This is a genomic window from Vibrio sp. MM46 (assembly GCF_027587135.1).
Taxonomy (GTDB): Bacteria; Pseudomonadota; Gammaproteobacteria; order Enterobacterales; family Vibrionaceae; genus Vibrio; species Vibrio harveyi.
On record NZ_JAPPTO010000014.1, the window covers coordinates 26,286 to 50,541 of the forward strand.

Consider the following 24,256-nt stretch of genomic DNA (forward strand, 5'->3'; position numbering starts at 1 on the left):
TCCTATAAAAGCATGATTTCAAATGACCGACGGTTGAATTATAAAATTCTTGAATTTATGGTTATATAAAATAACTAATGTCTATATAGGCAAGCTAAGCAAGAAAAGGAAAGGCTTAAATGGAATTTGTTCCCGTCGATTTATCTCGTCATTTGGATTTGTGCATTGCATTTCGACAAGACGCGTATGAGGTGAGTTTTGGTCATCAAAATGGGTTCGATACTCAAGAAATCACCTTGTGGTTCAAGTCGATAGTGGAAGATCCCGAAGCGGGTTTTTTTCATGTGATCAAAGATGACCAAATTATCGGGCAATTAGAGTGTCGGTATCCGGTAGCCGATGAAGAGGGTCATAGATTCGGATACATCAACCTGTTTTACTTGTTGCCGGAGTTTCGTCATCAAGGGCTGGGTAAGCAATTGCAAGATTTCCTATTCAAACGCTTTGTTGAAGAGGGCTGCGTATATGCAAGATTGCGTTATATTCCGGGTAATGATGCGGGAGAACGTTTCTACCTCAAGCATGGTTGGTACCCAGTAGGTGAGCCAGGTGTGCGAGGCCAATTAATGCAGTTCGATTTAATAGAAAAACTATGATTGTTATTCGTGATTTTCGTGAGCAAGATGCACCAATACTCTGGGCACTTTTCTATAACACGGTACGTAATGTTAACCGTCGAGACTACAACGAACAGCAACTGAAAGCGTGGGCGCCAGACGAGTTTGATTCAGAAATCTGGCTGCAGAAAATGATGGACATTCAACCCTTTGTCGCAGAGTTAGATGGGGTCATTGTGGGCTATAGTGATGTTCAATCAAGCGGGCTTGTCGACCACTTTTTCTGTCATCACGCATATCAAGGGCAGGGCGTTGGACGTACACTAATGGCGCATGTATTCAAGCAAGCTAAAGAAAAAGGGCTGACACGGCTCTATTCGGAGGTGAGTATTACCGCTCGTCCTTTCTTTGAGTACATGGGATTCTCTGTGCTTAAGGAACAACAAGTTGAGGTGCGTGGAGCGATACTGACGAACTATGTTATGGAGCGAGCGTATGATGGAAGCGCTGTGTGATCGATAAATATATTTCGCTCAATTAGTGAGCTTGAACACAGATACCGCATGTTTTCCGTCGTGAATAAGAGTTCATTGATCTAACACCAGAAACCCTCCTCTAAAGGGCGCGCATAATTTCTTCTCGGAGTGGCGAAAGGAAGCCAATAAAAACAGCTTCTTACGCTTGTTATCTCACGGTAAACCATCTCAGGAAGAGAAGTAGTACTATGCGCCCTTATCTCAAATACATCATCCCAACGGTGATCCCTTTGCTCGTTTTGCTGATGCCATTGTCAGCCTTTCCATTCGAAGGAATCACCATTATTCAGCAACGAGTGATTGCAATCTTCTTGCTTGCAGCGCTTTGCTGGGTATTTGAACCGATTCCAATTTATGCCACGTCGGTGGTGATCATCGTGCTTGAGCTGTTGCTCGTATCCAACAAGAGCATCATTTTCTTTAGGTTTGATGAAGGGCAGCCTCATTTTGGCGAGCTATTGCAATACAACGACATCATGGCGACCTTTGCTAGCCCAATCATTATGCTGTTTTTGGGCGGTTTCTTTCTTGCGATGGCCGCAACTAAATATCGCTTGGATGTGAACTTGGCGCGTGTGCTACTCAAGCCTTTTGGGCAAAACCCTAAATATGTGATGTTAGGTTTAATGCTGATCACGGCGATTTTTTCGATGTTTATGTCGAACACCGCGACAACCGCAATGATGTTGTCGATTCTAACGCCAGTGATTGCGGTGTTTGGCCCCAAAGACCCTGGGCGTATCGCGTTTGCTTTGTGTATTCCTGTTGCTGCAAACATTGGTGGCATCGGTACGCCAATTGGTACGCCTCCAAATGCGATTGCCTTGAAGTATCTCGTTGGTGATAACTTAATTACCTTCGGTGAGTGGATGGTCTTCGGTGTTCCTTTTGTGGTTGTGATGATGGCTCTTGCTTGGTTCTTAATCGGCTTTATGTATAAAGCGGAACAAACCACGATTGACCTCAATATTAAGAGCAAATTCCTAAAAACACCGAAAGCGATGATCGTTTATATCACCTTTGCAGGCACCATTTTACTTTGGTTGATGGGTTCTGCTCATGGCATGAACTCGTACACCGTCGCTTTAATTCCTGTCGCGGTATTCTCGCTAACTGGCATCATCAACAAAGAAGACTTGAAAAAAATCTCTTGGGATGTGCTTTGGCTCGTGTCTGGTGGTATTGCGCTTGGGCTTGCTCTGGATAAAACGGGTCTAGCTAAGCTGGTAGTGCATAGTATTCCGTTTGATGAATTCTCACCTTATGTTGTGTTGTTTGGTGCGGCGTTCTTATGTTTGGTGATGGCGAACTTTATGTCCCACACAGCGACGGCTAACTTGCTGATGCCTATTATGGCTGCGCTTGGTACATCTATGGCGTCCTTGACTCCGTTGGGCGGTGAAGTGACATTGATTCTAGTAGTGACTTTCGCAGCGTCATTAGGTATGTCTCTCCCAATCAGTACACCACCAAACGCATTGGCTCATGCAACTGGGCATGTACAAAGCAATCAAATGGCTCGTGTCGGCGTTGTGCTCGGTGTGGTTGGAGTGTTGTTGAGCTTCTTGATGGTGTGGATTCTTCACACGGTTGGACACATTGGTTAAGCCATGTACGAAAGTAAACTAGATACGCTGGTCGAGCGTTACTTCAATCATATCGAGCGTCGCATTACCGTAGCGGCAGGTTCGGTTTTGATTGAACAAGACGGTTACAACGAGCGACTCTATTACGTGTTATCAGGCGAGCTTGCTGGCTACTTTTCCGAAGACGGCAAAAAGCAAACCGAAGTGTTTTCTGCATCGAAAGGGGCATTTATCGGTGTGCACAGTTTCTTTTCAGGAACGTGGACCGCGTCGTCAACGGTGATAGCGCAAACGGATGTTGAGCTAGCGTGGATAGAGCGCAATACTCCGGCTGTGGAAGCGGGCAAATACGGACCATTAACGGCGCAGTTTATGCCTGTCATGGTCAATGAGCTGTCGCGCCGTCAACGTCGAGCGATGCAAGAAGCCTTAGCCAAAGAGAAAGCACTGCAAAAGCTGCACACCGCAGAGCAAATGACGACGTTAGGTCAACTTGCTGCAGGCATTGCGCATGAGCTTAATAATGCCATTGGGGTGGTGAGTAGTAAGTCGGAGCGTTTGGAATCCGTGATCATGGAATTACTTGAAGAAGTTCATCCGGAAGCAAGTCAGTTCTTTGATTTTGGTTTGATGCAAGGGCAAAAAGTGTCTTCCAGTGAGGCAAGAAAGCGGGGACGCCATTTCGAAAAATATTACGGTTTACCCAAAGAATTGGCTCGTGAACTCGCCCGTGCAGTGCCGACCGATTACCTAAATGAACATTGGTTAAAGCGACCAGAAGAAGCCATTCGTTACTGGCAAATGGGGCGTGATTTACACGACTTACGCATTGCCTCCAAGCACACTGTTGGCATCGTGAAATCGGTGAAACAGCTTGGTCGCACTGACATCGATAAAGAAGAAGGTCTTAGAGTCAATGACTCGATAAACCAAGCGCTTGCTTTGTTACAAAGCGATTTACGACGCGTAAGCGTGCGCTTTAGTCCTGCTGACTTGCCTTTGTTTGTTGGTTCACAAACGGAATTGGTGCAGATCTGGGTCAACATCCTAAAGAACGCATGTGATGCGATGAGAGAGACAGAATCACCTGCGATTGAGATTCAAACTCGTGTGAGTAAAAGCAAGATACTTGTGACCATCGCAAATAATGGTCCAGAGATTGATGAAGCGACACGCAGAAAGATTTTTCGACCAAACTTCACCACGAAAAAAGGTGGGTTGTCGTTTGGCTTAGGGTTGGGGCTGTCGATAGTGAAACGTATTGTGGCTGGCTATAACGGCTCAATTGCGGTGAAAAGCGACAGTGAGAAAACCATATTTAGAATTAAATTACCGGTAGAGGATGAACATGGACAAGCTTAATTTAATTTGCGTTGATGACCAGCGAGAGGTGTTAAGCGCGGTTCTGCAAGACTTACAGTCGTTAAGCCAATGGCTCAACATTGAAGATTGCGAGTCTGCCGATGAAGTTCTTGAGCTGATGGACGAATTGGATGCGGAAGGTGAGATGATTGCTCTCATTATTTCAGATCACGTCATGCCAGGGAAAACAGGTGTAGAGCTGTTAACGGAAATTTCCAAAGACAGTCGTTTTGTCCATACGCGAAAAGTACTGCTGACAGGACAAGCAACCCATACGGATACGATTAATGCGATTAACTCGGCAGGTATTGACCGTTACTTTGAAAAGCCATGGCAAGCGGAACAATTGGTTGAATGTGTCAGAAATCTGGTGACTAAATACATCTTTGATATGGGATTAGACTACACCGAATATCATGAGCATTTAGATCAAAATGTTGTGTTTAATCGCTTGAGATAAATCGCAAACAAAATGAAAAGCCTGAGCTGGAGTGTCTCCAGCTCAGGGAAGTTCAATGATGAGGACCGCTTCTTAGTGAGCGCCTTTATTGACTTAAGGTATATCGGCTTGCGCTCGCCACTGAAAGCGGTTTCGAGAACCAATAGCCTTGTAGGTAGTCCACGCCCATACTGGTAAAGAAGTCGCGCATTTTTGCGTCTTCAATCCCTTCGATAACCACTTCTATATTTTGTTCGCGACACATAGTGATCAAGAACTTCAGGTACTCATGAGAGGAGCGGTTGGTTAATGTCTTCCAAGCCATCGACTTATCAATCTTAATCTGTGTCATTGGCAGATCGAAGAAGCAGTTTAATGAGCTGTAACCAGCACCGAAGTCATCCAAAGAGAGAGCGAAGCCCAACTCACTCAAGGTGTTCAAAGGAGCAATAGCTGCCTGGTTATTGTCCAATATAAAGGTTTCAGTAAGCTCCAAAACAATTGCTTGTGGCTCGACTCCTACTTCGTCAGCCATTGCTTTAATTTTGTTTGGAAATTCGCTATTGAGAAGCTGTAATACTGATACGTTTACGTTCACCCTTACTTGGTTTTGATAGCGCTCACGATAGCTCTTTATGAACTGACACGCTTTCTCGAATACTTGATAGCCAAGCTCAACGATCAAGCCTTTGTTTTCTGCGACGGGAATGAACTCGTCTGGATAGATCTCACCGAACTCTTTACTGCGCCAACGTACCAAAGACTCGAAACTCACGACTTGCAGATCGGATGCACTGACGATTGGTTGGAATTTTACACTCAGTGTTCGCTCTTCAAGTGCGTTTTTTAAGCCTTGCTCAATAAAGAAATAGCGATCTACCGCATACTGCGTTTTCTGGCTGTATACGGCAATACGATCTTTGTTCTTCTCATTGGCGTATTGGCAAGTGCGTGCGGCTTTACGCAAAATTTCTTCAGCAGAGTGTTCCGGATCGATGGAAGGGTATAAACCGATACTGATGTTACTGCCAAGATATTGCCCTTGTTCGACAACGGCATCGTGATAATTTTGCTTGATGGTCTGTGCGTATTCTTGCAACTGTTCGAGCGGCACGTCGTCAAGTACCAAAATCGCGAAGTCGTCATCGTGAACACGATAAACCGTGCAGTTTGGTGAAGGTAAGTGACTAAGCGTTTGCAATAGCTTTTCTACTAAACCATCAACAAGCTCGCTACCGTATTGGTTTAGGTACGACTTGATCTCTTCGATCTGGATGTAAAAAATCGACGCATGAGCACCGTTGGATTTTACGCATTCACTGATGTTAAGCAGTAAGTGAGCGCGGTTAGCCATACCGGATGCGTTGTCATGGAAAGCGACTTGATGAATGTAACTCTCCATCAACTTACGTTCAGAAATATCGCGATGGCTGCCAACCATATAATGACCCAGTTCGGTTTCTTTGGTCATTGCAACGCCTTCGAGCCAAACATATTGTCCGTTGGGTTTGCGAAGGCGGTAGGTGGTCGTGACGCGAGTGTTGTCGGTCGTGATGTGTTCATCGACACGTTTAGATAAGCGTTCTCGATCTAACGGGTGCACCAACTCTAACCATCTATCGAGGTTGATACGCCCAGCGTTGATGCCGAACTGCTCATAAAAACGCTGGTTATAAAAAACCATGCTGCCGAACTCATCCATGTAGAAGAGTCCTTCATTAAACACATCGAAGATATGAATGAAGCGTTGTTCAACGATCTGTAAAAAATCACGATCGTGTTCTGAAATAGTTTGATCAACCTTGTTGGTCAAGATACTTCCCCCATAACCCAAGCCGTCTTGGAGATAAGTATATAAGTCGAGCTACACGCAAATGACATATTTTTGAAGTTTGTCCTTTTACACTGCAAACGAAAGAAGTCGGTCCAGATTGACAGTCTGTTATGTTAATGAGCTTACGGTGTTTATGTGTAAGTAGAATAATTATTAGAGTAATGCGACTAATAATCGGTATTTATAAAACTTAGTCAACAGTAAATACCATTTGTATTGAGAAGTTATTGATTCAGCACCCAAATTATCGAAATTGTCAGCATCTGTGATGAAATCTTGACCTAAGTCCATAAAATAAAAGTGGTTTATTGTGGCGATGTTGTCTCATATATTGACCAAAAGCTCATTAATTCTAAATGATAGTGAATTCTTATAACAGTGAATGGTCAGATCTCTTATAATGCGTTTGCTAAATAATAAGTGTTAACAAGTTGCGCGTATGCAGTACAAACCAGAAGACTCAATAAAAATAGCGATCGCAGACGTCAGTATCGGTATGTTCGTTACTGCGATTGAACAGAACAAACGTGTCAACCTCGCGAATGCTGGTCGTGTCTCTACGGAGCAGGGCATCAAAAAACTGCATGCGAGCGGCGTAAAGTACGTTTGGGTCGATCAGAAACTCTCAGCGCAGCAGTGCGTCTTTAAGCCTGTTGAGGAAGAGCATGACATTACGTTGTCAGCTTCTGAAATCACGACCACTCCTCAAATCCAGCGAGCGTTCCGTTCCCGCGAGGCGCAGCACAAGCGTGCCAAAAAACTGATTGCGGAAGCGAAGTGTTTAGCGCAAAAGCTGCTGAACCAAACCTTTGAAGGAAAAATCATTGAGGTCAACGAGATTGAATCGTGGGCCGATGACATGATTGACAGCGTATTCATTGATTCTGATGCACTCCAATGTGTATCAGCGCTGCGCCAAAAAGACAGTTACCTTTTGGAGCACTCAGTGAATGTCGCTTGTTTGTTGGTTTCTTTCGGTAAGCATTTAGGGCTAGACAAAGAGACGCTGAAACAACTTGCGATCGGCGGCATCATTCATGATGTTGGTAAAATCAAAGTTGATGATGAGATCTTGCATAAACCTGCTCGCTTAACACCGGAAGAATTTGAACACATGAAACTCCACCAAGTGTTCGCAGGTGAGATCATTGTTGGCGTTAAAGGGTTGAGTAGCGTGAGTCGTGATGTGTGCTTGATGCACCATGAGAAACTTGATGGTACTGGTTACCCACTGGGCTTATCGGGTGAGCAAATCCCGATGCATGGGCGCATGAGCTGTATCGTTGATATCTATGATGCATTGACGGCGGATCGCGTCTACAAAAAGGGCATGAGCTCGGCAGAAGCGTTTAAAATCTTATTGAGTTTGACGCCATTCCACCTTGATCCCGACTTGGTGTACAAGTTCATCAACTGCATAGGTGTGTACCCTGTGGGCTCGATAGTACAATTGAGTGATGGTCGAGTTGGCATTGTGTGGACATCCAACGATTCTCAGCCACTTAAACCCATCGTGAAGTGTTTCTACTCACGTAAGTATAAGCGTTACATCGATGTTGCTATGGTAGATTTAAAAAACAGCTCACATTCGGTTGAGAAAGCAGTAGCGCCATCATCGTTAGAAGTGGATCCAAAACCTTTCTACGATTAAGCGCAATTAAGGTGGGTTATTCACAATATCTGTCGAGTAACGAATCGCTTTACACGGTTGCATATTACCAGTATGTTGATTGCATAACTAAACAGCTCAAAGTGGACTAGAAGCGAGGCAAACTGAGTTTTTCTACTTAGCTTGCTTACTCATAGGCTTTATTAAAAGCTAGGTTGGTTTTGAGCCTGTTCAGTTATCGTCGTTCAGCTTTCATAAAAGCTATGTGGTGTCTTTCCGCGTTACGTTTCATGGATAGAAACGTCGAGAAAGGCAAGTAGGCTACACGATCTGTACCCCCATCAACACATTGGAAAGGAGCGCCAATGCAACTCGATACTTGGATCTACTACACCCTTGCGATACTTGTTCTGACTGCCTCTCCTGGTCCTAGCTCGCTGCTTTGTTTGAGTAAGGGCGTCAGTAATGGATTTCGCCATGCCTTTGCGACCGCCCTTGGTAGTCTGACGGCAATTACCATAATTCTTACCTTATCTTTTACTGGGCTTGGCGTCGTTATCGCCTCTTCAGAACTGGTGTTTAACATCATTAAATGGTGTGGTGCTGCGTATCTTATTTGGCTTGGTATTCAAGCATTACGCTCTAAACAAACGGATTTCTCACAAGCGCAACCGGAGCAATCTTCTTCGAATTATTTAAGCGCATTTACCAGTGGTTTTATTGTGGGTTCGAGTAACCCGAAAGCCATTGTGTTCTTTACCGCGCTGTTTCCTCAATTTATTGACCCATCTGCATCGTTATTCACTCAATATATTGTCTTTGCTAGTACCTTTGTGGTGTTTGAACTGAGCTGGCTGACCTTCTATGGTTTGCTGGGAGTGAAAACATCGGATTGGTTATTTGCGAAAGGACGAGCGAAGTTATTCAATCGTTTAACGGGCGGTGTATTCATTAGCGCGGGCGTTATGTTGTCGACTGCGCATCGTAGCTGAATTGATAATTATTTCGCTAAGTTATTAAAACTTAGGCTAAATTAGCAAAATCTTATTTCCAAAATGGAAATCAACTTTTTGGTTTTTTTCATTAGTGGCAAAGACTCTCAAGGCGTAGAATTCAACGCGTCCTTTCAACCAATGCTCAAAAGTGAGCAAACGATTTGAAAGGACGTATTCGTTGTATTTTCTCCAGGAACATCTTAGATGACTCAAAGCCTTTCTGATCTTCAGCAGCGTTTCCTTGCTATCGCGACCGATAGCAACTTATCTCCAAAACAGAAATCAAACTTTCTTGCTTTGGAAGCCGAAGCCACAATTCCATATATGACCGTCTCTGACGAGGTAAGCCAAGCGATGCAGCAAGGCGTCATATGTGACATGTTTGAAGGTCACGCGCCATTTAAGCCGCGCTATGTTTTGCCAGATTACGCAAAATTTCTTTCTCAAGGTTCTGAATACTTGGAGTTAGCTCCAGCAGAAGATTTTGATGATGCGATCAACATGTTGACCATCATTTATCATCACGTGCCTTCGGTAACCAACATTCCCGTTTACCTTGGTCAACTTGATGACGTGCTAATGCCTTACGTGGGTGACCTAACTGACGAGCAAATATACAAAAAACTGAAACACTTCTGGGTCATGCTTGATCGCACATTGCCAGACGCATTCATGCACGTGAATATTGGTCCTACGGACAACATCATTTGTCGTACGATTTTGAAAGTTGACGCAGAGCTAAAACAGATCGCGCCAAACTTAACGTTCATGTACGACAAAGCAGTTACACCAGACGACCTGTTAAAACAAGCAACACAAAACATTTGTGAGTGCAGCAAGCCGCACATCGCAAACTACCCAATGCATGTGAGCGCGTACGAAGGTGGTCGCTTTGGTATCGTGAGTTGCTACAACTCTCTGCCATTGGCTGGTGGTTCAAACACGTTAGTGCGTATGAATCTAAAAGAAGCGGCGAATCGTGCAGATAACTGTAAAGATTTCTTCAACAACGTTCTGCCAGAATACCACGGTTTGATGGTTGAGTTGATGGATGCTCGAGCTTCACATTTGCATGAGAAATCTGAATTCTTTAAAGGCTTTCTAACGCAAGAAGGTCTGATCGAAGAGTCTCGTTTTGCGCCAATGTATGGCATTTATGGCATGGCAGAAGCGGTAAACGTATTGCTAGAGAAAGAGGGCAATGCGAGCCGTTATGGTCAAGACACAGCGGCAAATGAGCTAGGCCATAAGATCTCTGCGAAATTGGCTGAATTGGTAGAAAGCACATCAGTGAAATTTGGTTTGGAAGGCAAAGCGCTACTGCACGCGCAAGGTGGCATCAGCTTAGATTTGGACGTGACGCCGGGTGTGCGCATTCCTTACGGCAACGAACCAGATCCAGTGTCTTACGTGCAAGCGACGGCAGGTCATCACCAATACTACCGTTCTGGCATCAGTGACATTCTGACTATCGACGAAACCGTGAAATCGAACCCAGAAGCGATGTTCAACCTATGTAAAGGCGCATTGAATGCTGGTTACCGCGAGTTTACGGCAAACGTAGCATCGAACGACTTGGTTCGCGTGACGGGTTACATGGTGAAGCTGTCTGATATCGCGAAATACGATGCAGAAGGTTCACGTACTAATACTACATTCCTAGGCGCAGAAGCGGCGAAGAACACTGGTATTTTGGAGCGTTCTCCACGTGTGGTGAGTCATGAAATGTCACCGATTTACGCTAAGTAATTGGTGACGGATAAGAATAAGATGGCTAGACGATCGGAACACCTCTTGGCTAAGGTAACTCGTATCCTTCCGTTCTCTTGTGTTGATGGACCTGGAAACCGTCTAGTCATCTTTCTACAGGGTTGTAACTATCAGTGCATCAACTGCCACAATCCGCACACAATCAATCACTGCAACCATTGTGGTGATTGTGTGAGCGAGTGTCCTGTTGGCGCACTGAAGTTCGACAAAAGCAACAACGTTGTTTGGCTTAAAGAGGAGTGCACCCACTGCGACCGTTGTATAGAGATATGTCAGCACCAATCTAATCCAAAAATTACTGACTACTCTGTGGAAGCAATGCTCGATTTGATACGAAAACAGCGCTTTTTTATTAGCGGTGTGACGGTATCCGGTGGGGAATCTACCTTACAGCTTCCTTTCATTATTGCGCTGTTTAGAGGGATTAAACAGGACCCTGAATTGCAACATCTTACTTGCTTCATTGATAGCAATGGCTCTTTATCTACCGCAGGTTGGGAAAAAGTCCTACCGTATATGGATGGGGCGATGATCGACCTAAAATCGTGGCAAAGTGAAACGCATCACTGGTTAGTAGGGCGGGATAATCACCGTGTATTTCAAGCAATTCAGTATTTAGCCGAAGCAAGCAAGTTGTATGAAGTGCGTTTACTGCATATTCCAGGTAAGAGCGATCTCGATACGGAAGTCGCAACAGTTGGGCACTATCTGCAAGCGTTACCTGAATCAGTCAACATTCGTTTGAACGCGTTTCAGCATCATGGTGTAACAGGCGAAGCCCTTGGCTGGGAGAAATGCTCTCAGGATGAAATGGAGCGCTTCCACGCTCAATTGAGCCAATTCGTTAGCAAACCAATGACCATGCCATCGGTCTACGTGTAATGCAGCGGGGATAACTTTAGAGTTTATTCACTCTTGGTTTGCTGCATCCTCCCAAGGTTTCACACGCCTTAAGCACTTGTTGTTGTAGCCATCTTAAAGCGGGATCGTTGAGGCTCGCTTTGTTCCACACCAAGCTATACGCCACTTGTCCATATTCGAACGGCAATGGTCTTTCTACTAATCCTTTCGCTTGTAGTGCCATTTGTGCCCAAAGCTTTGAACAAGTGAACAGATAATCTGAGTGGTGACACATCACAGCTGCGGACCCAAAGTCCGCCACGTGCATCGCGATACTGCGTTTGGCGTAGCGCTGAGTTAAGTTCTGCTCAAAGTAAGGTTGAGATAAGTCTTTATCGTGAATGCCAATGTGCCTAGCACACAAGTAGTTTTCTACCGAGAGAGCTTCTTTTGACAATGGGTTGTTACTGCCCATCAAACAGATCATCTCATCTTCCAAAATCGTTTGCCAAACCAAGTCTTTATTATGCGTAGGTGGTTGGCTGATATCGTGCGGCAGAATCATAAAGTCCACTTGTCCACGGATTAAAGAATCAAAACTCATCTGCTCTTTCGCGTAGACGTTCAATTGTGCTCGACTGCCCATTTGTTGAGATAGGTTTTGTAGCATTGGTGCGAAAATTTCAAAGGTACTTTCACGCATCGCCAAAGAGAAGCGACCTTCGTAATACGCAGGATTGAATGAGCCTTGATAAAGCAAACCGTTCATACTGGAAAGAATGCCGTGTACCGAAGGACCGATGTTTAAAGCAAACGGCGTTGGAACTAAGCGAGTACCATCGCGGTAAAAAAGGTCATCTTTAAGAATGTCGCGCAATTGGCTTAGCGTTTTACTCACGCTAGAAGGGGTCACGCAAAGCTGTTCTGCTGCTTGAGTCACACTGTGTGTTGTGAGCAACATGTGCAATACGGTGAGGTGTTTAAGGCTAATGCGTGAGAGTGTTATGTAATCCATTCGTAAGACTAACTAGTGTGATTTTTCTCAGTATATCAAAATATTATTGTGAAACATTTTTTTACGATTGTTGAAGCACGCAAAAAGAGGTGTTTCTTTTCGTGTTCTATATAAAGATTTGGCTCAACTGGGCACTTTATGGGGGTGAGTAGTGGCAATAACCCTTAGAGGACGAAAGATGGTTGACATAAGCCTGACAAAATAGGGGATTGCGAACAAATAGGAGAGGTGATTTACTCAACTTTCCTAAGTAACAGAGGTTTAAATAAACTTAATGGACGACCCCTTTAGTCGACTGAACAATTCACTGTATGGCTTCCAATCATCGGAGGCGTACTCATGTTAGAACTTTTCATGCAACCAGAAGCGTGGGCTATCTTCGCTACCTTGTTTGCTCTTGAAGTTGTCTTAGGCGTTGATAACGTCGTATTCATCTCCGTTCTGTGTGAACGATTACCACAACACCAGCGTAAACTTGCCCGAAACCTAGGTATCGGTCTTGCCGTTATGGCTCGCATTGTTTTGGTGTTCTCGATCTCTTGGATCATGCAGCTTACTCAGCCGTTAATCAGCTTTAGCGACTACGCATTTACTGGTCGTGATTTGATTATGATTGCAGGTGGTGCGTTCCTGTTGGCGAAAAGCTTGAAAGAGTTGTGGAGTTGGTTAACGCATACAGAACACGGTCACTCGACTCATGTTCGTACTGGTCTTGCCGTGGTTTTACTGCAGATCGTTGCAGTTGACGCTGTGTTCTCAATGGACTCGGTGATCACCGCCGTTGGTTTAACGAGCGAGGTACCTATTATGGTGGCGGCAATCATCTCGTCAGCAATTGTAATGGTATTAACGGCGGAGAAAATCAACAATCTAGTGACGCGTTACCCGGGCTTTAAGACACTTGCTCTACTGTTTCTAGTATTGCTAGGTGGTCTGTTGATGGCAGAAGGTTTTGCTATTCACATCAACAAAGGTTACGTGTATTTCGCGATGGCGTTTGGTCTAGTGTTGGAAATGTGTCATATCCAGCTAAAGAAAAAACAACGCCCAGTGATTCAGCGAATTCGTCCAATCCGACCTCGTTCTGTTGCGCTTCAAACTCGATAATTGAAACGTAGCAACTGAACCAAATTGAGCCGCTCTTGAGAGCGGCTTTTTTACGTCTGTATTCTGCGAATTGTGTGGATTTGTCGTGTCGATAGAAAATGGAATTTGTTGTTGTAGCACGGATTTCTTATATAGACCGCCCAAACCTATACGAGTGAACAAAATAGAATGAACAAACTGATCGACGCGTTATCGACGCACGGATACTACATCTGGGATGATTTTATTTCTCAAGAGGAAGTGGCTGAGCTGCGTGACTGTATTCCTGATGATTGGAAGAAAGCACGTATTGGTCGTAACGACGACGTGACTCGTATTGAAACCATTCGCAGTGACAAGATCCAATGGTTGAAACGCGACATGGGTGCACCAGTGGCGTCTTTCTTAGACAAGATGGAAGAGATCCGTTTGGAAGCGAACCGTCATTTCTTTCTAGGCTTGTTTGAGTACGAAGCGCACTTCGCGAAATACGAGAAAGGTGACTTCTACCAAAAACACCTCGACTGCTTTAAGGGCAATGAAAACCGCCGCCTAACCACGGTGTTCTACATGAATGAGTCGTGGAGCGAAGAAGATGCAGGTGAGTTGGTGGTGTACGATTTGAATGACAACAAAATTGCGACTATTCCACCGCGTTCTGGTCGTCTGTTCGTATTCCTATCTGAGCAATTCCCACACGAAGTGTTGCCGACAAACGCTGAGCGATTCAGTATTGCAGGTTGGTTCCGTATTAACGGTGTCAAAGATAACCAGCTCGACATCGCTCACTAGACCTTATTATTGTGGTCGCGTTGAAATACGTTTGAAATAACAAAGGGACGCCAATCTGGTGTCCCTTTGTTTTATTCTGTTTACGGCTCGGCGTTAAGCTTGAGTGGAGAGCTCATAACACGTTTGCATGTGTGATGACAAAACTCGATATACATCAGAACAGAGCTTACCTGATTTGATCTGCTCATCCATGATGATGGCGATTTCTTGTTGCGTCATGCGTCCACGGTAGGGACGATCTTGAGAAAGTGCTTGAAAGACATCTGCGACCGCAATAATGCGCGATGGTACGTCCAAGGCTTCACCTGTTTTATGGTAGGGATAACCTGAGCCGTCTAAGCGCTCGTGATGATTGGAAGCCCATTCAGCAATTTTGGCGTTAGGAAACACTTTATGCAGTGCTAACTCTGTGTCCACGGTGTGACGTTTAATTCGAGTGTATTCGTGTTGGTCCAGCGGTCCTTCCTTATGAAGGATCTCATCCGGAGTTTTGAGTTTACCAATATCGTGAACGAGTCCAGCAATAAAAATCATCTCTTGTTCGTGCTCATCCAACCCCATTTTCTTCGCCAAGTAACGAGACAGTTCAGCGACCTTTTGTGAATGTTGATAAGTAAAAGGGCTCTTGGCATCAACAATACGAGCTAAGAACAAACCCAAGCTGTTCATGTCTTCTATGGTTAGTTGTTTTTGCAGCCAGTCTATATTCTCAAATTGAAGTCCAATCGTTTCGATATGCTCTGACTCCATCGCAAACCAAAACGCATCTGTCATGATCAATTGAACCATCGCGTCGCACATGTTTGGGTTAAACAGCGTGCCCGCATTTGCTATTACACACTCGGCAATCAGTTCCTCATGTAAGGTGACAAGGTCGCTATGGCAGTTAGATACGTAATACGCACGCATAAAATCGAGACGATCAGAAAGGTAAAGCAGTGCAGCGACGTCTTTTTCAAATGTCGGAAGATCGATCTGTTCGAGTTCTTTCCAGTGCGTATGATGATAAAGAATTGGCGTTGCGAATTGAGTGAGCAACCGACATTGCTTAAGCGTGTGGTAGCCACGGATGCAGTGCGCTTTGGCGTCTTGAGGAACAAGCTGTTCAAGCAGCATCATGTGCTCGCGGGTCTCAGAAACTCCGCAGTCGTGGATCATGCCAGCAAAGTAACAGAACTCTGCTTTTTTGATGTCCCAACCTAAGGTGATCGCACATTGATAGGCAATATAGGCGACTCGATGGCTATGGTGTGTATCGTCTACGCCTACGTAATCTAACGCACGCGCTACCCAGATCAGGGCTTGTTTTAGATCGACTTCAAACCCCGAGATGGAGTGGGAAGATTGCTTCATTGTAATTACCGACGTTTTTACTCGCCTGTGCTTATTTTATTTTGATTTTTTAGGGGAATGCGACAGCGAACTGATACCTAAAAAGGGTGCACATGGCTTAGTTATAGTTATGCCGAGAATAATACTGCTTGTCGCACGTAAAATTCATCCGAAGCCCAGAACTCTTGGTCATTTCTTTGAACTACGTATTGATTTCGAAAGATTTCTCCTTGTTCGATTGACTTCCTTTGAAAACCACACAAATAGTGATGTAAAGTATTCTCATTATCATGTGTATTGTGAAAGGTAAGTTATGAAAAGAGTCGTTATATGGGGCGCGAGCAGTGGTCTTGGTTTGGCAATTGCGCAGTATTTTGCTGATAAGGGTACTCAAGTGATTGGCGTAGCAAGAAATCCAGATAAGAATCCGGAATTGAAGGCGATATGCCACTCGACCTTTACGTGTGATGCAACGGTAGCGACTGAGGTGAATGCGGTTGTCGAGCAGCTTAATCAAGATGACATCATCATCAGTACTATGGGCAGCTTTCGTGCGGATATTCCGGTGGATTATCTTGGTCATCGCCATCTTATCGACGCTGCTTGCCACGCTTCACTGAAACGTTTTGTATTGGTGACGTCTCTCGGTTGTGGTGACAGCTGGCAGTATCTCTCTGAACGCTCTAAAGCGGGCTTCGGCGGTGTCGTCCGGGAGAAGTCATTGGCAGAAGCATGGTTACAGACTAGTGATTTGGATTACACCATTATTCGCCCAGGTGGTCTTAAAGATGGTGACGTGACAGGCAACGGTGTTTTGGTCGAGCCGAAAGAAGTGCATGGATTGGTATATCGTCAAGAAGTTGCTCGTTTGATTTTTGATATGCTTGAAGATGGCAAAGGAAGCGGAGAGATCTTCCATTGTGTCGATCCAGAATTAACGTACTAAATGTGCTAATCGAATGAATCAAAAACAGGGAGAGTGTTTAGGCGCTGTCTCTGTTTTCATTTGAATACAATGCGACTTGGTCTCGCCCTAAATTTTTAGCAGCATACAGTGCCTCATCGGATTCATCTAGCAGCCCGTTTGGGTTGATCGCATCAGCTTGAGTTCGTTCAGAAAGACTAACTCCTATAGAGACTGTCAGATATTTAGGTTCTGGTTCATCTTGATGAATGATCTTGAGCTGCTTTATTCTTCCTCGTAACTGATTGCCTTTTGCGATCGCTTCTCTGGCATCATGTACTGGCGCTAATACAACGAACTCTTCACCACCCAGTCTCAATGCATAACCATGGCTTTGAGCGGCAAAAGATTCCAAGGCGTCGGCGACGCGCTTAAGCGCTTTGTCTCCCTCTAAATGCCCTCTATGGTCATTAAACTCTTTAAAGTGGTCTATATCGATAAAAAAACAGGCGATAAACGTTTTATTAGCTTGATAGCATAGAGAGCGGAACGAGGCTTCAAGTGAACGCCGATTGTACAAGCCGGTAAGAGGATCGTGCTTAACCATTTCATCTAACTCTCTGTTTTTTCTTACTACTTTATCTACAAGAAGGCTAAATGCGCGAGCAAGATCGCCTATTTCGTCTTTTCTCTTCATGTTAGGTACTTGCAATAGGCTTATAGCCTCAAAGTTCTGACGCATAAATGTCGATAAGTTCTTAATAGGAGAGGAGATATGGTAAGACAATAAGAGCAAGAGAGGATATGAAATCATCATGCCCAGAACAAGTTCGCGAATAGAGTCCATCAAAAATGCATCACGTATGTCACTAACCAATTCGATGTCATAAAGCAGCTCGATATTACCTTGATTATTCCCTGTTAATGGCAAAGTTATGTAGAGAATATTCTTGTCGAAACTGAGATGGCTTTCTCCAACGATACGACAGGGTGCTAGGTCTAGCGTGTAGTTCTTTTTCAGCTCCTGACTGAGGTGGAATTGGTTTTGAGCGTCATTAAGGCGCGCGAGCAGATAGTTCACTTTAATACTGGACTTTGAGCCAGCATTTTTAACGGAGGTTAATCTAGCAATGCGTTGCTCCAAGTCTTGCTCAAACGTGGGAGGGTAGTCAGTCCGCCAGATTTCGTCTGCGTTGCGATTATAGGTAACAGACATGGGAGTATTAGTTACAGAGGAATAACCATTGACGTAAAAATAACGGAGATCAGTATGCATTTTTAATTGGTTTTTAAAGCTAGGCAGCATTAGGTTGGCATAGTTACCCCCGTGCACCGCGTCACTCACATGGTGAACAAGTGCACTTGCGCTTTGTTCGCGAGAGGTAATCGTCGTCTTTACGATCGTGTCCATTGAGTTATGAAAATTGTAGTAACCCAAACCGCCGATCATGAGAATGACGAGAACAAAATGCGATAGGAATATCTTTATTCTTATTGAAGTTCCCACGTGATGAATTACTCATTAAACACATCAATAATCGGAACGGCACAAGTTCCGTTTATGCAAATGTCCTTATATCCGTTATGACATCGATAGCAAGCTTCGACCCTTAATGATGGATGGCGATCTGATATGTCATTGCCTCGTCGATCATAACTCCCATAAAGTGCCTCACCAGCCAGATGCTCGGTGACAAAAATAATGTCCTCCTCTTCGTAAATTGCGACAGCGGTTAGACCGTCGGAGTAAGGACCATGGTTTTTATAGGCTTCGACTTTGTGTCTAGGAACATAAATATTCAAGTTGGTACCTTTGCCTTGATTGGTCCAGTTGTACATTTTCACTGTTTCTTGAATGAAGGTTGGTGTACTTGGCGGCAAAACGACATTTCTTCCTGGTATAACACTTTGTTTTACCAGTACTAGTTGCTCAAAGTTGTTAGGGAAGCTCGCTAACGAGTTTCCGAAAGCAGAGCTTGAAAAAGCAAGCAAAACAAACAGCTTATATTCCATAGCTCGCCCTTATTCATTAGTACTTAAGTTATAGAGTAGTAGATAAAAATTGGTTTTGATGGGTTAAAAACTGAGACACATCAATACAAAATTCTGTGAACTCCTCACTCGAATTGAGTAGAAAAGCAACTAGAATAAAAGCTCAAAACAAAAGGACTTGTTATGTTAAAACATCTGCTTTATCGCGGTTATACCAATGGTTTGAAAGCCGCCGCCTATGTACTCCCACTCCCTAAACCGACATTATTCTCTGGTGCTGGCAGTCTCCATGAATTGACGGAGGCGATTGCTGATCTTGGTTTTAAAAAATTGCTTCTTGTGACTGATGACGGCTTAGTAAAAATTGGTATGGCGGAGCAGGTAATAGAAAGCGCGAAAGCCAGAGGTTTAGACGTTGTGCTGTTTTCTGAAGTAAAACCAGATCCCACATACGATCAAGTAGAGACTGGATTAACGATGTATTTCGACTCAGGATGTGACGCGATTTTAGCGCTTGGCGGTGGTTCTGCCATGGATTGTGCCAAAGTTATCGCAGCCCGGGTGACAAACAGGAAATCCATTAAGAAGCTTGCTGGTTTGTTTCGTGTGTGGAGAACTCCTGCGCCTTTATTTGTGATTCCGACAACGTCTGGTACTGGATCTGAGGTGACGATTGCCGCTGTTGTTTCCGAACCAGACACCCACCACAAAACCCCATTAATGGATCCGAAATTGGTGCCTTTAATGGCCGCATTGGATGCGAATTTACTGGTTGGTTTACCTGCAAAGATAACGGCTGATACGGGTATTGATGCGTTGACACACGCGGTAGAAGCTTTCATTTCCCGTAATGCGACTGTTGATACCAAAGCCTATTCGATTGCGGCTATTAAACTTATCTTCAAGTATTTACCTCAAGCCGTAGAAGATGGGAGTAGTATTGAGGCTCGAAACAAAATGGCAATGGCGTCTTACTATGCTGGGTTAGCCTTCACCAAAGCGAGTCTTGGTTACGTTCACGCATTCGCGCATAACTTGGGTGCCAAGTATGGCATACCTCACGGAATGGCGAATGGTCTTGCTTTGCTCCCTGTCCTTCGATTTTCTTTCTCTGAGATTGAGCCACAACTGACAGCCCTAAGTGAAGCCTTGATCGGAACGCAAGGTGAGGATAGAGCGAGTGCACAAGATTTCATTCATAGGCTAGAAGATTTGTATAACGCAATTGGTATCGAACAAACATCGCCACTGTTGCAATCCTCTGATACTGGAGAGTTAGTGAGTTTGATCCTTAAAGAAGCGCACTGGAATTATCCTGTTCCTAAATTTATGAATGAAGAGGAGTGCGCCCAATTGCTTGCAGAAATTAGAGTTTAAAAAAGTTATGTACACTTAAGTTTACGTGTGTGGATTTTTATCCTTACACTTTGCTTGATCTTATTAGAAAGATCCTACAGAATCGTCATCATTCCAAATATGGTGTTAGGTTTGGTATGCCGTTGCCCGATCTGATGCTGATAAATCTTATAAAGCTGTAAAGATAAATATACAATGAGTCGATCTAAAGTGTTTGGTAGCACCCTGATTATTGCTGGGACTACGATTGGTGCTGGCATGCTGGCGCTTCCTCTTGCCTCTGCTGGCATTGGTTTTTCTACCTCTTTAATTATTATGCTGGGGCTATGGGCGTTAATGGCGTTTACTGCGTTGTTGATGCTGGAGCTTCACCAATATGCGGACAGCAGTGCAACTCTTCATACTCTAGCGAAACAAATTCTTGGTCAGAAGGGCAAATGGGTTGCAAGCTTTGCCATGCTCTTCTTGTTCTACTCATTGTGTGCTGCTTACATTGCGGGTGGTGGTGCTCAGTTTGGTGACCGTTTGACAGAGTGGTTTGGTCTGGATATTTCTGGCTCGACTTCAACCATCATCTTTACCCTTATCGTGACCATGGTTGTGACAGTGGGCACTGGCACTGTAGACAAAGTAAACCGCGTGCTGTTTGGTCTTAAAATGGTGACCATGATTGCAGTCTTGTCATTTCTTGCGCCAAACGTGACCGAATCTTACTTGCTAAGTATGCCAATAGAGCAAGGGCTTGTCGTTGCCGCTATTCCAGTAATCTTTACCTCTTTTGGTTTCCACGGCAGTATCCCGGCTATTGTTAACTACCTCGACGGTGACACGTCGTCTCTGCGTAAAGCGATCATCGTTGGCTCTACAATTCCGCTCGTGATCTACATTTTCTGGCAAATCGTAACGCTTGGTGTAGTAAGCCAAGATACCTTGATTGAAAACGGTGGTTTGAGCGCATTGATTGGTCAACTGTCGCAAACTGTTCACCAGTCAAATCTTGGTAGTGTGGTAGGCGTATTTGCTGACCTTGCACTTCTGACGTCTTTCCTAGGTGTGAGTTTGGGTCTGTTTGAATTCTTGGGTGACACGATCAAAGGTGACAGTGAAAAGCCAAACCGTTTGGTTGCAGCAGTGATCACATTTACACCACCACTAGGCTTCGCATTGTTTTACCCGCAAGGTTTCATCATGGCGCTAGGTTATGCTGCAATTGCTTTAGCTATTCTTGCTATCTTCCTACCGCTAGTTATGGTGGTAAAGGTGCGTCGCTCTGATGAGTTTACGGGTGAATACCGTGTGGCAGGTGGACAAGGAGCACTATTAGTAACAGGTATCGCTGGTACTGGTATTGTGATGGCGCAGCTACTCATTACTTTGGGTGTTCTTCCTGCGTTGGGTTAATCACCAAACGGATTGATATCGGAAAACTCAATTTGCATAAAACAGCCAGTGCTCAAAATAGCACTGGTTTTTTTTGATCTGGATTAAATTACCGTAGAATATTCGGTGAAAAGATTGGCGAAAAACTGTTTTTATTTCGTACACTTAAGTTGTGGTATGTCGATAATTTAGGTGGAGAAAAGCCGCTCTAATCACATCAAATACGCTGACTTTCATGAGCCTTTTCTTCTGGTTTCTCTACTTGGTGTGGAGGTGAAGTATGGCGCACCGGAGTTTTTACCCGTTTGCAAAACCGCTCAATGAGCAAATGCAAACTTTGAAGAATAGGATGCAGGCACATTTACCGTGTGTCGATAGGGTGTCTTTTGCTAAGTATCACCCTAAACAATGCATGCTTAAATCTTTTGCCGAAAGTGAGTTCGACACTTGGTGTTTGGCTCATCACGAAGCGCCACTTCGAAAACTGCACAACCTGAGCATTGCTGCAGACAATGCCATCCCTCGTCTTGTTAACGATCTTTACGACATCAACCACTGTCCACGTATTCAAACCTTGTTGAAACAAGGCTACCACTCGTCTGTCGCTATTCCTTGTTATGACCGTCAAACCTTTACTGGGTTTGTGTTTCTCAATTCGATTCAACCCAATGCGTTTAGCGTCGAGGCTTTAAATGGGCTAAGACCCTATTTTGAGATGGTGCAATTTGCCGTTGAATCTGAAGACCACGTCGTCAATGCGATTGAAATCTTGGCAGAAAGAATGCAGTGCTTGATGCCAGGGTATTCGCCGGAAGTTTACTCGCACACTAAGCGTATTGGTATGTACGCCCAATTAATTGCGACAGAGCTTGCCGATGCTTATCAATTTAGTGATGAAGTTGTCGAGCAAATTGGAATGTTCACTCGTTATCATGCTTTGAGTGAAATAAAACTCCCTGCTGATGTGGTATGTAATCGCCGATGTGTGAATGCAGAGCAAGAAGCGCTGCTATCTGAGCATATTGAACAATGTGTTGAATCAGCAGATAACATTGTGGCGAGAATTGGTAATCCAGTTCATCCGAGTGTCACTTTATTTCAGCAAATTACGTCTTACCAATATGAAAACCTCGATGGGTCTGGCTATCCGCATGGGTTAGATCGTCCAGGGATTCCTATCGCCGCTCAAATCGCGGCAGTTGCTAATGTGTTTGATGTCATGACCACCCATCATCCATATCGTCAAGCGTGGTCAATCCCGTATGCCTTGTTAGAGCTTGAAAAACGCGTTTACCAAGGCTTGTTATCCCGAGAATGCGTGAATGCTTTGCGCGAACATCAAGGCTACTTAAAACAAATTATTCATAAGTACCCAGAGCATTATGCTGGTATGGGGTTAATGTGAAAGTAGAGGAGCAAACCATGAAGGGAATCAAAATATTGACTAGGAGGTCGGAATAAATAATACTGTATATGTATACAGTAACTCGTTTGGAGGTGAAGTATGTTGTGGGAAACCCTAGAAAGAGTAAACCGCTTACGCCAACAAGCACTTGCGAATGCTGAATTCGTAGAGTCGGCAAAGGAACATGAAGAAGCTTTGCATGACCAAGAGTATCACTACCAACCAAGAAAGCGTTCAGCCAAAGACAAACAAGGTAAGAAGTCGCTGGCCGATATCTATAAAGAAGTAGAGTTTGGCGCTGACGCTCGTCATTAACTGGTTCAACAACGCTGCGGCTCTCATCCAACTTTTCTTATCGTCGCAGCTTAACTTATTCCTTGAGCGAGCATTGCGAATGGCGATGCTCGCCGCCGATAGTCCTCATTTCCAATCCCTATTTCATTTCGTTTTAAATTGCTTTTCCCCTTGCTTCTGACGTGCTTTTTGTAGCGAGAATGTGCTCCCAATAAGATTTATAAAATTATTTATTAATGATAATGACAATGGTTTGCATTTGTATCTTTGCTGTTATATAAAGCCAAGCTTATTAATCGTTTTGTTGAATAAAATTATAAAACGTAACGGGAAGGTAGACGGCAAAGCGAAGTTTCACCAGCCCCGAGACGTAAATAGGATTAGGTGAAGTAGGGATGTTAGAAGCCAAAGCACTCCAATTCGATATTGACGGTAAGTCTTTGTTGAAAGCATTTGATTTGACGTTTGAAACTGGAAAAACGTACGCGCTTGTCGGACACAATGGTTCTGGCAAATCCACACTTCTCAAGCTGCTCGCTCAGCAACAACCATACAGTGATGGCGATATTTTGCTGCATGGTGACAACATCAACCGTTTATCGGCAAAGAAATTTGCCCAGCACATCGCTTACCTTCCTCAGCACTTACCCATGACCGACAGCATTCTCGGTCGAGATTTAGTGAGCTTCGGTCGTTACCCTTGGCATGGTTTATTAGGACGGTTGAGTACAAAAGATAAAACCATCGTGGAAGAGGCGATGGAAATGACAGGAACATCCAAATATGCCGATCGCCTTGTCGACACGCTTTCTGGTGGTGAGCGCCAACGAGTGTGGCTTGCGATGTTACTCGCACAGAAAACCGAATACCTGTTGCTTGATGAGCCCTTGTCTGCGCTCGATATTAGTCATCAGGTCGATATGCTTTCTTTGATCTCTAAACTTAGTAAAGACCTAGGTTTAGGGGTCATCATCGTACTGCATGACATTAACTTAGCTGCACGCTTTTGTGATGAGATTGTCGCATTGCATCAAGGTGACTTGATAGCGCAAGGTGACGTTCAACAAGTATTTACCGAGCCTAAGTTGCAGCAAATCTATGGCATTGAAATGCGTATTTCTGACCATCCTGCTGGGTATCCAGTAGCGATGCCAAGCTAAGTGGGGTCAACA

22 protein-coding genes are annotated in these 24,256 nt (G+C 44.3%); 17 read left to right on the forward strand and 5 right to left on the reverse strand.

Translation table 11 applies throughout. The features are described from left to right. Positions 1-119 precede the first annotated feature (119 nt). The 5 genes from OH459_RS16345 to OH459_RS16365 all read left to right on the forward strand — a co-directional run bounded on the left by OH459_RS16345 (position 120) and on the right by OH459_RS16365 (position 4,501). On the forward strand, positions 120-596 hold the full coding sequence (locus tag OH459_RS16345) for a GNAT family N-acetyltransferase (protein ID WP_009698103.1): 477 nt from the start codon (positions 120-122) through the stop codon (positions 594-596). Continuing rightward, complete coding sequence (locus tag OH459_RS16350) at positions 593-1,072, forward strand: GNAT family N-acetyltransferase (protein WP_239969266.1); 480 nt, start codon at positions 593-595, stop codon at positions 1,070-1,072. The genes OH459_RS16345 and OH459_RS16350 overlap by 4 nt, the downstream gene beginning before the upstream one ends. A 209-nt stretch (positions 1,073-1,281) precedes the next feature. Further along, the gene (locus tag OH459_RS16355) at positions 1,282-2,700 is read left to right on the forward strand and encodes an SLC13 family permease (RefSeq protein ID WP_005444477.1); all 1,419 of its coding nucleotides are present in this window, start codon (positions 1,282-1,284) and stop codon (positions 2,698-2,700) included. A 3-nt stretch (positions 2,701-2,703) separates the two neighbouring features. Continuing rightward, a complete protein-coding gene (locus OH459_RS16360; protein WP_009698101.1) occupies positions 2,704-4,041 on the forward strand; it encodes an ATP-binding protein in 1,338 nt (445 codons plus the stop codon). Continuing rightward, entirely contained in the window at positions 4,028-4,501 is a 474-nt protein-coding gene (locus OH459_RS16365; protein ID WP_269987684.1) for a response regulator, read from the forward strand. The genes OH459_RS16360 and OH459_RS16365 overlap by 14 nt, the downstream gene beginning before the upstream one ends. 85 nt (positions 4,502-4,586) lie before the next feature. Here the strand turns inward: OH459_RS16365 and OH459_RS16370 are convergent, their stop codons facing one another. After that, positions 4,587-6,293, reverse strand: coding sequence for a putative bifunctional diguanylate cyclase/phosphodiesterase (locus OH459_RS16370; protein ID WP_269987685.1), 1,707 nt, complete (start codon positions 6,291-6,293; stop codon positions 4,587-4,589). A gap of 460 nt (positions 6,294-6,753) precedes the next feature. Here OH459_RS16370 and OH459_RS16375 point away from each other — a divergent pair, with 460 nt between their 5' ends. The 4 genes from OH459_RS16375 to OH459_RS16390 all read left to right on the forward strand — a co-directional run bounded on the left by OH459_RS16375 (position 6,754) and on the right by OH459_RS16390 (position 11,570). Then, positions 6,754-7,965: an HD-GYP domain-containing protein gene (locus tag OH459_RS16375; RefSeq protein WP_005444470.1), complete on the forward strand. Its 1,212-nt coding sequence runs from the start codon at positions 6,754-6,756 to the stop codon at positions 7,963-7,965. A gap of 323 nt (positions 7,966-8,288) precedes the next feature. Then, positions 8,289-8,915 carry a LysE family translocator gene (locus tag OH459_RS16380; protein WP_005444463.1) on the forward strand — a complete coding sequence of 209 codons (627 nt, stop codon included), beginning with the start codon at positions 8,289-8,291 and terminating at the stop codon, positions 8,913-8,915. Positions 8,916-9,122: 207 nt separating this feature from the next. After that, positions 9,123-10,667, forward strand: a complete 1,545-nt coding sequence (locus OH459_RS16385) for a YjjI family glycine radical enzyme (RefSeq protein WP_253650253.1) — start codon at positions 9,123-9,125, stop codon at positions 10,665-10,667. Positions 10,668-10,688: 21 nt separating this feature from the next. Then, the gene (locus OH459_RS16390) at positions 10,689-11,570 is read left to right on the forward strand and encodes a YjjW family glycine radical enzyme activase (RefSeq protein ID WP_239969268.1); all 882 of its coding nucleotides are present in this window, start codon (positions 10,689-10,691) and stop codon (positions 11,568-11,570) included. 16 nt (positions 11,571-11,586) lie between these two features. Here the strand turns inward: OH459_RS16390 and OH459_RS16395 are convergent, their stop codons facing one another. Next, the gene (locus tag OH459_RS16395; protein WP_239969270.1) at positions 11,587-12,543 is read right to left on the reverse strand and encodes a LysR family transcriptional regulator; all 957 of its coding nucleotides are present in this window, start codon (positions 12,541-12,543) and stop codon (positions 11,587-11,589) included. Between the two features lie 339 nt (positions 12,544-12,882). On the opposite strand from OH459_RS16395, the gene OH459_RS16400 reads away from it, so the two are divergent. Both OH459_RS16400 and OH459_RS16405 read left to right on the forward strand, forming a co-directional pair. Next, positions 12,883-13,650: a TerC family protein gene (locus OH459_RS16400; protein ID WP_009702297.1), complete on the forward strand. Its 768-nt coding sequence runs from the start codon at positions 12,883-12,885 to the stop codon at positions 13,648-13,650. A 168-nt stretch (positions 13,651-13,818) separates the two neighbouring features. After that, positions 13,819-14,421: a 2OG-Fe(II) oxygenase gene (locus tag OH459_RS16405; RefSeq protein WP_009698095.1), complete on the forward strand. Its 603-nt coding sequence runs from the start codon at positions 13,819-13,821 to the stop codon at positions 14,419-14,421. Positions 14,422-14,514: 93 nt separating this feature from the next. Here the strand turns inward: OH459_RS16405 and OH459_RS16410 are convergent, their stop codons facing one another. Then, positions 14,515-15,774 carry an HD-GYP domain-containing protein gene (locus OH459_RS16410; protein WP_050935733.1) on the reverse strand — a complete coding sequence of 420 codons (1,260 nt, stop codon included), beginning with the start codon at positions 15,772-15,774 and terminating at the stop codon, positions 14,515-14,517. Between the two features lie 292 nt (positions 15,775-16,066). On the opposite strand from OH459_RS16410, the gene OH459_RS16415 reads away from it, so the two are divergent. Then, on the forward strand, positions 16,067-16,699 hold the full coding sequence (locus tag OH459_RS16415; RefSeq protein WP_050907615.1) for an SDR family NAD(P)-dependent oxidoreductase: 633 nt from the start codon (positions 16,067-16,069) through the stop codon (positions 16,697-16,699). 37 nt (positions 16,700-16,736) lie between these two features. Here OH459_RS16415 and OH459_RS16420 read toward each other — a convergent pair whose 3' ends face one another. Continuing rightward, complete coding sequence (locus OH459_RS16420) at positions 16,737-18,107, reverse strand: GGDEF domain-containing protein (protein ID WP_061065918.1); 1,371 nt, start codon at positions 18,105-18,107, stop codon at positions 16,737-16,739. A gap of 65 nt (positions 18,108-18,172) precedes the next feature. Continuing rightward, a complete protein-coding gene (locus OH459_RS16425) occupies positions 18,173-18,670 on the reverse strand; it encodes a hypothetical protein (RefSeq protein ID WP_029789407.1) in 498 nt (165 codons plus the stop codon). A gap of 162 nt (positions 18,671-18,832) precedes the next feature. Between OH459_RS16425 and OH459_RS16430 the strand changes: the two genes are divergently transcribed. The 5 genes from OH459_RS16430 to OH459_RS16450 all read left to right on the forward strand — a co-directional run bounded on the left by OH459_RS16430 (position 18,833) and on the right by OH459_RS16450 (position 24,244). After that, positions 18,833-20,026 carry an iron-containing alcohol dehydrogenase gene (locus OH459_RS16430; protein WP_005444440.1) on the forward strand — a complete coding sequence of 398 codons (1,194 nt, stop codon included), beginning with the start codon at positions 18,833-18,835 and terminating at the stop codon, positions 20,024-20,026. Between the two features lie 174 nt (positions 20,027-20,200). Beyond that, positions 20,201-21,406: an aromatic amino acid transport family protein gene (locus tag OH459_RS16435; protein WP_009698092.1), complete on the forward strand. Its 1,206-nt coding sequence runs from the start codon at positions 20,201-20,203 to the stop codon at positions 21,404-21,406. A gap of 259 nt (positions 21,407-21,665) precedes the next feature. Next, complete coding sequence (locus tag OH459_RS16440) at positions 21,666-22,790, forward strand: HD-GYP domain-containing protein (protein ID WP_269987691.1); 1,125 nt, start codon at positions 21,666-21,668, stop codon at positions 22,788-22,790. A gap of 99 nt (positions 22,791-22,889) precedes the next feature. Beyond that, positions 22,890-23,105 carry a hypothetical protein gene (locus OH459_RS16445; RefSeq protein ID WP_005433984.1) on the forward strand — a complete coding sequence of 72 codons (216 nt, stop codon included), beginning with the start codon at positions 22,890-22,892 and terminating at the stop codon, positions 23,103-23,105. Positions 23,106-23,479: 374 nt separating this feature from the next. Then, complete coding sequence (locus tag OH459_RS16450; RefSeq protein WP_005444434.1) at positions 23,480-24,244, forward strand: ABC transporter ATP-binding protein; 765 nt, start codon at positions 23,480-23,482, stop codon at positions 24,242-24,244. Positions 24,245-24,256 lie beyond the last annotated feature (12 nt).

What these genes read in the sequence shown, in the direction of transcription:
- OH459_RS16345 (WP_009698103.1), top strand. Translation starts at nt 120, where the DNA reads ATGGAATTTGTTCCCGTCGATTTATCTCGTCATTTGGATTTGTGCATT.
- OH459_RS16350 (WP_239969266.1), top strand. Translation starts at nt 593, where the DNA reads ATGATTGTTATTCGTGATTTTCGTGAGCAAGATGCACCAATACTCTGG.
- OH459_RS16355 (WP_005444477.1), top strand. Translation starts at nt 1,282, where the DNA reads ATGCGCCCTTATCTCAAATACATCATCCCAACGGTGATCCCTTTGCTC.
- OH459_RS16360 (WP_009698101.1), top strand. Translation starts at nt 2,704, where the DNA reads ATGTACGAAAGTAAACTAGATACGCTGGTCGAGCGTTACTTCAATCAT.
- OH459_RS16365 (WP_269987684.1), top strand. Translation starts at nt 4,028, where the DNA reads ATGGACAAGCTTAATTTAATTTGCGTTGATGACCAGCGAGAGGTGTTA.
- OH459_RS16375 (WP_005444470.1), top strand. Translation starts at nt 6,754, where the DNA reads ATGCAGTACAAACCAGAAGACTCAATAAAAATAGCGATCGCAGACGTC.
- OH459_RS16380 (WP_005444463.1), top strand. Translation starts at nt 8,289, where the DNA reads ATGCAACTCGATACTTGGATCTACTACACCCTTGCGATACTTGTTCTG.
- OH459_RS16385 (WP_253650253.1), top strand. Translation starts at nt 9,123, where the DNA reads ATGACTCAAAGCCTTTCTGATCTTCAGCAGCGTTTCCTTGCTATCGCG.
- OH459_RS16390 (WP_239969268.1), top strand. Translation starts at nt 10,689, where the DNA reads ATGGCTAGACGATCGGAACACCTCTTGGCTAAGGTAACTCGTATCCTT.
- OH459_RS16395 (WP_239969270.1), bottom strand. Translation starts at nt 12,543, where the DNA reads ATGGATTACATAACACTCTCACGCATTAGCCTTAAACACCTCACCGTA.
- OH459_RS16400 (WP_009702297.1), top strand. Translation starts at nt 12,883, where the DNA reads ATGTTAGAACTTTTCATGCAACCAGAAGCGTGGGCTATCTTCGCTACC.
- OH459_RS16405 (WP_009698095.1), top strand. Translation starts at nt 13,819, where the DNA reads ATGAACAAACTGATCGACGCGTTATCGACGCACGGATACTACATCTGG.
- OH459_RS16410 (WP_050935733.1), bottom strand. Translation starts at nt 15,774, where the DNA reads ATGAAGCAATCTTCCCACTCCATCTCGGGGTTTGAAGTCGATCTAAAA.
- OH459_RS16415 (WP_050907615.1), top strand. Translation starts at nt 16,067, where the DNA reads ATGAAAAGAGTCGTTATATGGGGCGCGAGCAGTGGTCTTGGTTTGGCA.
- OH459_RS16420 (WP_061065918.1), bottom strand. Translation starts at nt 18,107, where the DNA reads ATGATCGGCGGTTTGGGTTACTACAATTTTCATAACTCAATGGACACG.
- OH459_RS16425 (WP_029789407.1), bottom strand. Translation starts at nt 18,670, where the DNA reads ATGGAATATAAGCTGTTTGTTTTGCTTGCTTTTTCAAGCTCTGCTTTC.
- OH459_RS16430 (WP_005444440.1), top strand. Translation starts at nt 18,833, where the DNA reads ATGTTAAAACATCTGCTTTATCGCGGTTATACCAATGGTTTGAAAGCC.
- OH459_RS16435 (WP_009698092.1), top strand. Translation starts at nt 20,201, where the DNA reads ATGAGTCGATCTAAAGTGTTTGGTAGCACCCTGATTATTGCTGGGACT.
- OH459_RS16440 (WP_269987691.1), top strand. Translation starts at nt 21,666, where the DNA reads ATGGCGCACCGGAGTTTTTACCCGTTTGCAAAACCGCTCAATGAGCAA.
- OH459_RS16445 (WP_005433984.1), top strand. Translation starts at nt 22,890, where the DNA reads ATGTTGTGGGAAACCCTAGAAAGAGTAAACCGCTTACGCCAACAAGCA.
- OH459_RS16450 (WP_005444434.1), top strand. Translation starts at nt 23,480, where the DNA reads ATGTTAGAAGCCAAAGCACTCCAATTCGATATTGACGGTAAGTCTTTG.